This window comes from Moorena sp. SIO2C4, assembly GCF_010672485.1.
GTDB lineage: Bacteria > Cyanobacteriota > Cyanobacteriia > Cyanobacteriales > Coleofasciculaceae > Moorena > Moorena producens.
In genome coordinates, this window is the sequence record NZ_JAAHGN010000206.1 from 1 (window position 1) to 8,782 (window position 8,782).

The 8,782-nt window shown below is 47.0% G+C and carries 5 protein-coding genes and 2 pseudogenes; 3 read left to right on the forward strand and 4 right to left on the reverse strand.

Annotation, left to right across the window (positions count from 1 at the left end; all coding sequences use genetic code 11):
• Positions 1-2,274 (forward strand): selenide, water dikinase SelD (gene selD / locus F6K20_RS13275; protein WP_287294955.1); only part of this gene is annotated, 2,274 nt, incomplete at its 5' end.
• A gap of 190 nt (positions 2,275-2,464) precedes the next feature.
• Positions 2,465-2,638 (forward strand): annotated as a pseudogene (locus F6K20_RS13280) (RNA-guided endonuclease TnpB family protein); the annotation flags it as partial.
• A gap of 350 nt (positions 2,639-2,988) precedes the next feature.
• Here the strand turns inward: F6K20_RS13280 and F6K20_RS13285 are convergent.
• Positions 2,989-3,186 carry a hypothetical protein gene (locus F6K20_RS13285; protein WP_008180784.1) on the reverse strand — a complete coding sequence of 66 codons (198 nt, stop codon included), beginning with the start codon at positions 3,184-3,186 and terminating at the stop codon, positions 2,989-2,991.
• A gap of 57 nt (positions 3,187-3,243) precedes the next feature.
• On the opposite strand from F6K20_RS13285, the gene F6K20_RS13290 reads away from it, so the two are divergent.
• Entirely contained in the window at positions 3,244-4,677 is a 1,434-nt protein-coding gene (locus F6K20_RS13290; protein ID WP_287294957.1) for an RNA-guided endonuclease InsQ/TnpB family protein, read from the forward strand.
• Here the strand turns inward: F6K20_RS13290 and F6K20_RS13295 are convergent.
• The 3 genes and pseudogenes from F6K20_RS13295 to F6K20_RS13305 all read right to left on the reverse strand — a co-directional run.
• A complete protein-coding gene (locus F6K20_RS13295; protein WP_008180789.1) occupies positions 4,674-5,684 on the reverse strand; it encodes a family 2B encapsulin nanocompartment shell protein in 1,011 nt (336 codons plus the stop codon). The two genes, F6K20_RS13290 and F6K20_RS13295, sit on opposite strands and share 4 nt — an antisense overlap.
• A gap of 204 nt (positions 5,685-5,888) precedes the next feature.
• Positions 5,889-8,606, reverse strand: a complete 2,718-nt coding sequence (locus F6K20_RS40635; protein WP_008180792.1) for a SufS family cysteine desulfurase — start codon at positions 8,604-8,606, stop codon at positions 5,889-5,891.
• Positions 8,599-8,782: pseudogene (locus F6K20_RS13305) on the reverse strand (hypothetical protein); the annotation flags it as partial. The pseudogene F6K20_RS13305 and the gene F6K20_RS40635, both read right to left, overlap by 8 nt.

Genomic DNA, 8,782 nt, shown 5'->3' on the forward strand with positions numbered 1-8,782 from the left:
ACTCCCTATTCGGGAATGCTACCAGGTCATGTTGCCGGTTTTTACAGCTACGATGAAGCTCACATCGACTTGCGTCGTCTGGCGGTGTTTTCCAAAGCCCAGTTATATTTAGACCAAGGGATTGGTCTGGAGTTAACTGAAAAGAAAGTCATTTGTGCCAATCATCCCCCTGTTGCCTTTGATTATTTATCCATTGATATTGGCAGTACGCCAGCAACGGTTGGAACACCTGGTGCAGCTAAGTATTCGATTCCTGCTAAACCGGTTCCCCTGTTTTTAGCAGCCTGGGAGCAAATCGCTGCCCAGGTGGAACAAAATCCCATGGACCCTTTCACCTTGGGTATTGTTGGGGGTGGAGCTGGTGGAGTAGAACTCGCCCTCAACATGCAAGCAAAATTGCATGGAATATTAACCGATGCTGGTCAACCGACGGAGAAGTTACAAGTTCATTTATTCCATCGAGGCACACAACTGTTACCTCAGCACAATAGGTCGGTCAGCCGTCACTTAGAAAAAATTTTCTTGCAGCGAGGCATTAGGCTTCATTTAGGGGAAAGGGTCAGTGAAATAGCTGCTAATGGCGATGACCATCCACTGGGAGCATGCCCAAGTTACACAAACATTAGTAGTGAGAGCATCTTGCTCCCTGGAAATACGGAAAACGAGCAAGATGCTCCCAGTACAAATTTACAAAAATGGGTTATCTGCGACTCTGGCTTAAAAATCGCATGCCACCATGTCTTTTGGGTGACTCAAGCTTCGGCTCCCAGTTGGATTAAAGCCTCAGGACTGGCTACCGATGAGCGAGGGTTCGTTCTCGTTGCCGATACCTTACAGTCGATTTCCCATCCCCATGTCTTTGCTACTGGAGATATTGCCACCATGCAAAACTACCAGCGGCCCAAAGCTGGGGTATTTGCTGTTCGTCAGGGAAAGCCATTATTTGAAAACCTGCGACGGATTGTCTTAGGGCAAAAACTGCTCCCTTATCATCCCCAGGCCCGATATTTAAGTTTAATTGGCACCGGGGACAAACAAGCGATCGCTTCTTGGTCATTTTTGGAGTGGCGCTCACCGCTGCTGTGGCTATGGAAAGACCAAATTGACCGCAAATTCATGGATAAGTTTGACGATTTACCGTCAATGGAAGCGGAACAACCAAGCAGTAGGGGAGATCAAGAGTCCCAAAGACAAGAAGACAATCTCTCCAGTTCCCTGTTGCCATCACCGATTAGCAAACCCAAAATGCACTGTGCAGGCTGTGGTTCAAAGGTCGGTAGTACAATCCTAGAAAAGGTGATCAAACGGCTGCCGATCATGGGAGGAGCCGATATTATGATTGGATTGGGGGACCCAGATGACGCAGCTGTTTTGCAAGTTCCAGCCGGTCAACTGCTGGTACAGACAGTCGATTATTTTCGTAGCTTGATCGATGACCCCTATATCTTCGGTCAAGTTGCCAGCAATCACTGTTTGAGTGACATTTTTGCCATGGGAGCAACCCCTCAAAGTGCCTTAGCCATCGTCACCATTCCCTACGGGACAGACGAAAAGATCGAGGAAACTCTCTATCAATTGATGTCGGGAGCCAATAAAATCCTCCAAGACTGTCAGAGTCCCTTAATTGGTGGTCATACCACTGAAGGCGCGGAATTAGCCTTTGGTCTGTCCTGCAACGGGCTAGTTCATCCCAACCAACTTTTGCGCAAAAGCGGGATGAAACCGGGGCAAGTGTTGATTCTAACCAAAGCTATTGGTACAGGAACACTGTTTGCAGCTGATATGCGCTACCAAGCTAAAGGTCGCTGGATTGAGCAGGCCCTTGAATCCATGTTGCTCTCCAATCAAACCGCTGCCCAAGTCCTTCTTGAATCCGGCGCAACAGCCTGCACTGACATTACTGGATTTGGGCTGTTCGGACACCTGTTCGAGATGGTAAAAGCCTCCCAAGTGGGCGTTGAATTAGACTTAGATACCATACCGATTTTGCCAGGAGCCATAGAAACGGTGCAAGCAGGAATTACCAGTTCCCTACACCCTCAAAATTTACGACTAGCCATCTACATCAATAATGCTACCCAGGCTAGTGATTTAGCCAAATACCAGTTGTTATTTGACCCTCAAACCTCTGGTGGACTCCTGGCTGCTATTCCAGCTGAAAACCTTGATGAATGTATCAAGAAGTTGAAAACATTTGGTCACAAGCAAAGCTCCTTGATTGGTAGGGTTATTCCTGCTCCGGAAAGTATGCCAATTACCCTGAATATTGGCTAAAGAGAAAACGCGAGCATTAAGCTGACCGCTGAATGCTTACGGAACTCCTAAAGCTGAAAGCCCCGTGTTTTCAAACCAGGGATGAAAGCTCGTAGCGACTTTAGTCGCCGTGAATAAAATCTCGACTTTTGCTTAACACTTTTATACAAGCCTGTTAAGATAAATATATATCGAATAAAGTCGAAATTCGGTGATTATTATAGAGTTCAAAGCCAAAGGGAAAAAGTCTCAGTATTCATCGATAGATGAAGATATCCGGACAGTTAAGTTCATCTGAAATAGCTGCATCCGTCTATGGTTGGACAACAATGGTACAGGGAAAAGTGACCTTAGCCGATATTCCAAAATCCTTTACAGAATTTTTTGAGATGAGGTTTTCACAGCAAAAAATATCCCGATTTTCCCATTGAGTAAGAGAGCGTATCCACTCTTAGCAGCACCTGTATCAAAAACCTTGGAAATAATACCAGCCTCTCTAACTTAGGCTTCACAATAAATCCAAGCTTCTAGGGTGATATCTTTGGCAATTTTAAATTCAGGCTGATTTCCCAAATCGATATAATCATCCTGACCATCAAAAGTGAGAACAGTCTGTTAGGAAGACACAGAAGATGCCGAGGGTCTTTTCCTACCAAAACTTCTTGAAATGTGAGAGCCTTGTGTCTTTAGACCGAGGGTGAAACAGAGAGACTGGGTTGACCCAGTCGTGTCTCTTTAGTCTTTCTTTATTTCAGATCTAATAATTTTTTCTACAAGTTCTCCCACACTGGTATTTGATTCTCTAGCTGATAATTGAAGCCACTTCCAAGTAGTCCCAGTTAGCCAAACGGTATGGGGCTTCTTCAATTCATCATGATGTACGGGTACTCCCCGCATTCTTTTTCTGGTTTTCCGCTCATTTATTGTTGACATATTCAGAACCAACGTCTTTACTAAGAGTATATTAAAAAAACAAGGAGGTGATGACAAGTGTACAAGACAATTCCAGTCAAAGCTAGTTTTTCAGAGGAGGAAAAAGCCTTTTGGTTGTTCCAATGCGAGAATGCTAATAGCCTAGGGAATTGTGCAACTTATTATGCGAAGCAAAAACATTACTCTTGGTTGGAGCAACAACCAGAAGCTTATACTACTTTCTGGAGAGGGGATGTGTTGAGATCTGGGTGGAAGACCTATAAGTGCAGGGTAAAATACGCAGAACTTTGTAAAGAACTAAAAGAGAACCCTCACTATAGAGCGATGGCAGCTCAGTCTGCTCAACAAACCCTTAAGTCTGTGGCTGAATCAATAACAAGTTATAACAAATTAGTTGGACTTTACTATAAAGGAGAAGTTGATAGGCCAAAACTTCTTAGATATAGAAAAAAAGGCGGATTGGCTGCTGTTACTTTTCCTAAGCAAGCTTTGACTTACAGGAATGGGTTCTTCTATCCCTCAATCAGTAAAGAGAGTAAACCTGAACTGCTTTGTGATATAACTTTGTCCCCTCCAGATTTTATTGATTCAGATTGGGTTAAGGAGGTCACTGTCCGACCATGCTTAGGCCAATTATGGATCGACTGGGTCATAGATGACGGGAAACAGCCCATAGACCTTAACCCCAGTCTTGACTACTCTCAAGCGTGGAGCTTCGATCATGGTGGAGATAACTGGCTAACAGGTTTATCGACTCATGGGAAAAGTCTGATTATTGATGGGCGAAAACTAAAGTCAATGAACCAGGGTTATGCTCGTCTAGTTGCAAAATATAAAACCGGAAAGTCTGATTTTTATTGGGATGCTAACTTAGATAGAGTTCAACTGAAGCGAAACAACCAGATCCGGGATACAGTCAATAAAACGGCTCGCTTTATTGTTAATCGCTGCCTCAATGACCGAATTGGCAACATTGTGATTGGTTGGAACGAACGACAAAAAGATTCAATAAATATAGGTCGAAAAGGGAATCAAAAATTTGTCGTAATCCCGACAAAGAGACTAATAGAAAGATTGAAACAATTATGCCCAGAGTATGGTATTAAACTGACAGTAACAGAAGAGTCTTATACAAGCAAGGCGTCATACTTAGACGAAGACCCATTACCAAGACACGGTGAAAAACCCAGTGGATGGCAACCTTCGGGAAAAAGAGTAAGGCGTGGACTGTATAGGACAAAGCAAGGATACCTAGTCAATGCAGACTGTAATGGTGCGGGAAACATTGCTAGGAAAGTAGCCAAACAGTTAGGTCTAGACCTAACCAAGGTGGGTAGGGGAGCTTTGACACTCCCGCATCGGTATGACGTTTTTAATTCTCTTAAAAAATCATATCGAATGAGAAGTGTTCGCGAAGCGTCGGCGAAAGCCGATAGCAGTACGGGAAAACCGCTGCTGCGTAACATCCTCATAGAATCCTCCGTGTTTTAACCGGGGGAGATGTCAATATTTGGATCTTCATCATAATAGCGGCCAATATCTACATTTTCTAGTACCCCCAAAGCATCGGGAACCAGTACGGCGGTGGAAAAGTAAAGAGTGACGAGGTAGGAGGCGATCGCCTTCTGGTCAATGCCCATCAACCGCACGGACACACCTGGAATCTCTTCATGTTCGCCAATCAAGCCGGTTTTACGCAGCCCTACCACTCCTTGCTGCGCTTCACCCACGCGCATCAGCAGAATATTGGATTTGCCTTTGGCGTCCACAGCAAGTTTATTACTGGCAATAATGGGAACTCCACGCCAGGTGATAAAGGGCGATCCAAACAGGTTCACTGTGGCTGGGGGAACCCCACGACGAGTGCATTCCCGACCAAAGGCGGCGATCGCCTTAGGGTGGGCCAAGAAAAAAGCAGGTTGTTTCCACACCTTAGCTAGGAGTTCATCCAAATCATCCGGGGTAGGGGGACCTGTGCGTGTTGAGAGTCGCATGGAAGGATCCGCCTTGTGGAGTAACCCAAAGGCTCGGTCTGGATCACCATTGCCATCGTTATTGACAATTTCCCATTCCTTGCGCTCCCTTAGCGCTTCAATAGTCAAGCGCAACTGCTCTTGCAACTGATCTCTGGCATTGCTGTATAGGTCACTGACCCGGGTATGCACCCGCACAATCGTTTGAGCCACCCTTAAGGGATATTCCGGCGGGTTATCATCGTAGTCAACAAAGGTTTGGGTGAGGGTGGGTTCCCCTTCGTGACAACTTAACATGTCAATGTTCTTTTCTCCGTCATCGTTTGCGGCAAAACCCTCTAAAATCCTGACATCCCGTCGGTTGACACGGTAAGTCCCCCCTGACACTTCAACCCAAGGCAATAGCTGGAGCAACCAGCGTGGTGAAATGGCCCGCATTTGCAGCGGGGATTTCATGGTGCAGGCTAGTTTCTTGGCTGCACGAACACTTACACTCTGTTGTGGCTGCTCCGATGTGTAAACCATAGAATCGGTTCTCTTAAACGATTAGCTTCTAACAGTAAACGCATCTAATTCCTAGGATTCCTATATATAGTGTTTTTAAAATTAAATAAACACTATTTTATGTATAAAATTCCTTGTAAACAAACGCAATAAAGCCTGGTTTATTGAAAAATACAGTTTATTGACAAGATGCGTTTACCGTGATTATGATATTTATATTGAGTTTTAGGATAGCTGGTGTTTGGCCTTTTTAATTGCTGCAATCAGCTTATCTACTTCTGCAAAGGTGTTATAAAACGCTAAGGAGGGGCGCACAGTGCTAGTCAACCCAAACCGTTTCAGGGTGGGTTGGGCGCAATGATGTCCAGCACGTACGGCAATGCCTTCACTATCCAAGAATTTCCCCATATCCTCTGAAGAAATATTCTTAAGAGTAAAGGACAGCGTACTGACCTTACCCGCTGCTGTGCCAATCTGGCGCAATCCTGGAATGGCTGCCATTGCTGCTGTAGCATAAGCCATCAATGCTTCTTCATGTTTAGCCGCCGCTTCAAAACCAATTTGATTGATATAGTCAATGGCTGCCCCTAAACCTACGGCTGCTGCCAGGTTGCCGGTACCTGCTTCAAATTTAGCTGGAATGTCGTTAAAGGTGGTTTTTTCAAAGGAAACAGACTCAATCATGTTGCCACCGCCTTGCCAGGGGGGCATCTCTTTGAGTAAAGCTGCCTTACCATAGAGAGCACCAATGCCAGTGGGGCCAAAGAGCTTGTGACCGGAGAAAACATAAAAGTCAGCCCCCAGGTCTTGAACATTGGTTCGGAAATGGGGAACCGATTGAGCCCCATCGACCACCACCGTAGCACCATGGCGATGAGCCATAGCTGCCATGGTTTTGATGGGCAGCACCGTTCCCAACACATTGGAAACATGACTCAGGGCAACGATACGGGTGCGATCGCTGAGCAGTTTTTGATATTCCTCCAGTAAGATTTCCCCTTGATCACTAATAGGAGCAACCTTTAACACGGCTCCTTTCTCTTGGGCTAGCATCTGCCAGGGTACAATGTTAGAGTGGTGCTCTAAAGTAGTGAGCACAATCTCATCCCCAGCTTTAACATGCTTGCGACCATAGGTTTGCGCCACCAAATTAATCCCTTCGGTCGTACCCCGTACAAAGACTATTTCCTTGGCTAAACTTGCACCCAGAAACCGTTGAATTTTCTCCCGAGCGTCTTCGTAGGCATTGGTAGAGCGCGCCGCTAGGGTATGAGCCCCTCGGTGGACATTGGAATTATCCTGCTCGTAGAACTGGGATAGAGTATCGATCACGCTCTGGGGTTTTTGACTGGTAGCAGCATTATCCATCCAGATCAGTGGCTTGCCATGAACCTGCTGGTGCAGAATTGGGAAGTCTCGCCGTACCGCTTCCACATCAAAGCTATCCTGGGGCAGTTGCGAGGTTTGCTGATCAGTGGAAAGCTTGGATGAGCTTGACTCCGCCGGTTTTGAGTCTGGCAAAAAGTAAAACTTAGGTGTGCTTCCAGGGGGTAGAGGCACCGCTGCTGGAGGTTCGGTTAGAGACTGATGCAGATCTGTTTCACTCAGAGCAATGTAACCAGCCCCTTCCTCTAAAATGCTCAGGAACTCGGCACCGGGTAGCATCTCAACCTGGGGTAGAGCCTCGCTGGTGCTCCGTGCCCCAAGTTGTTTGAGGTTTCGGATTTCCCCTTCCCCTTGACCTTGTAGCTCACGGCTCTGGGTTTCTATTGCCCCTCCGAGTTGTTCCGGGGCCACCATGTTGCTACCGGATGGGTCACCAGCAGGTAGCGTAGAGGCAGCAGAGGTTATGGTTGGAGACAGATTCTGCAAAAAGTAATAATCGGAGGAACTTTCCTCAAATAAAGATGCAGGTTGGGAAGAAGCCGGTGTTTTCCCCTGGATATCAGGAGAGGATTGTTGGCCCACTGCACCAGCTTGTTCAGGGTTTAGCACCGTTTTAGCTTTTGGTTCAACCTCCGATCCTAGCTGTTCAGGGTTCTGCAATGCTGTACTGGTAGATCCTGCTGCTCCCATCTGGTCTGAGCCAGATTGAGGAGAAACTGGAAGAGCAGGTTCGGTTGAGAAAATGCCTGCCATGCCTTGCTCAAACAGATGCTGTAATTCGGCTGAGTCGGGTAGGAACTCGCTGAGGCTGAGATCCCCCATTCCTGTCATGCCATTGCCACTGCTTGGAGATTGACTGGGTACTTGACGCCCTGGCCGATTGGCTTCGGTAGCAGCGGTGCTGGGTGCAGTTGTGCTTTTGGTTGCTGCCTCACTGGTTTGAGTCGCAGACAAGTTGGGGGTTTGTGCTGAGGAGATCTCAGGCATTAAGGCAGAGCCAGAGGTACCCCCCTGAGGCACTGGCGTTGATGGGGCAGATGTGGGTGTTTTTCCCTGGAGATCAGAAGATGGCTGACTAGTTCCAGCCATCTGGTCTGGGGTTGACCCCCTCGACAGCTGCTGTTGAGCTTCAGCTCCCAATAGGTCTAGGCTCTCCAGACCAGACATAAGTTGTTGAGCCTCAGACATGATTGGGTCTATTATTTGGCCTAGACCCTGTAGGCTGGACAGCTGCTGTTGGGCATCAGACAGCAATTGCTCTGGACTTTGCCCACTAGTGGTCTGCTGGGGTTGAGCCTCCGGTTGCTTGGGACTCTGGCTGCTGGATTGGGATTGAGCAGCCGCTACCGGTTGACTTAAACCCTGTCCAGTCAACATCTTTGGCATCATGCCAGCCATTGCCTCTGGTGAGGTTAGCGGTTCGGGTAGCTGGGCAAAGAGCTGATTCAATATTTGATCTAACATTTGGGGATCGGATAGATCCCCTCCGAAAGAACTTTCAAGGGGTTGACTGTTCTGAGGCGATGGGGAAAGATTTAAACCTTGTTGTTCAGTCATAATTATGGTATGTCGTAATATCTACGTTCTCCAGAACGCCCAGTGCGTCTGGCACTAGGCAGGCTACGGAAAAATAGATGGTAACCAGGTAAGTGGCAATCGCCTGGTCACTGATCCCCATTAAGCGCACGGACACGCCCGGCACTTGTTCTCCAGGCACGCCAGTTTTTTGTAGA

Excerpts from the sequence above, each read along its gene's own strand:
- F6K20_RS13285 (WP_008180784.1), bottom strand. The coding sequence starts at position 3,186 with ATGTCAACAATAAATGAGCGGAAAACCAGAAAAAGAATGCGGGGAGTA.
- F6K20_RS13295 (WP_008180789.1), bottom strand. The coding sequence starts at position 5,684 with ATGGTTTACACATCGGAGCAGCCACAACAGAGTGTAAGTGTTCGTGCA.
- F6K20_RS40635 (WP_008180792.1), bottom strand. The coding sequence starts at position 8,606 with ATGACTGAACAACAAGGTTTAAATCTTTCCCCATCGCCTCAGAACAGT.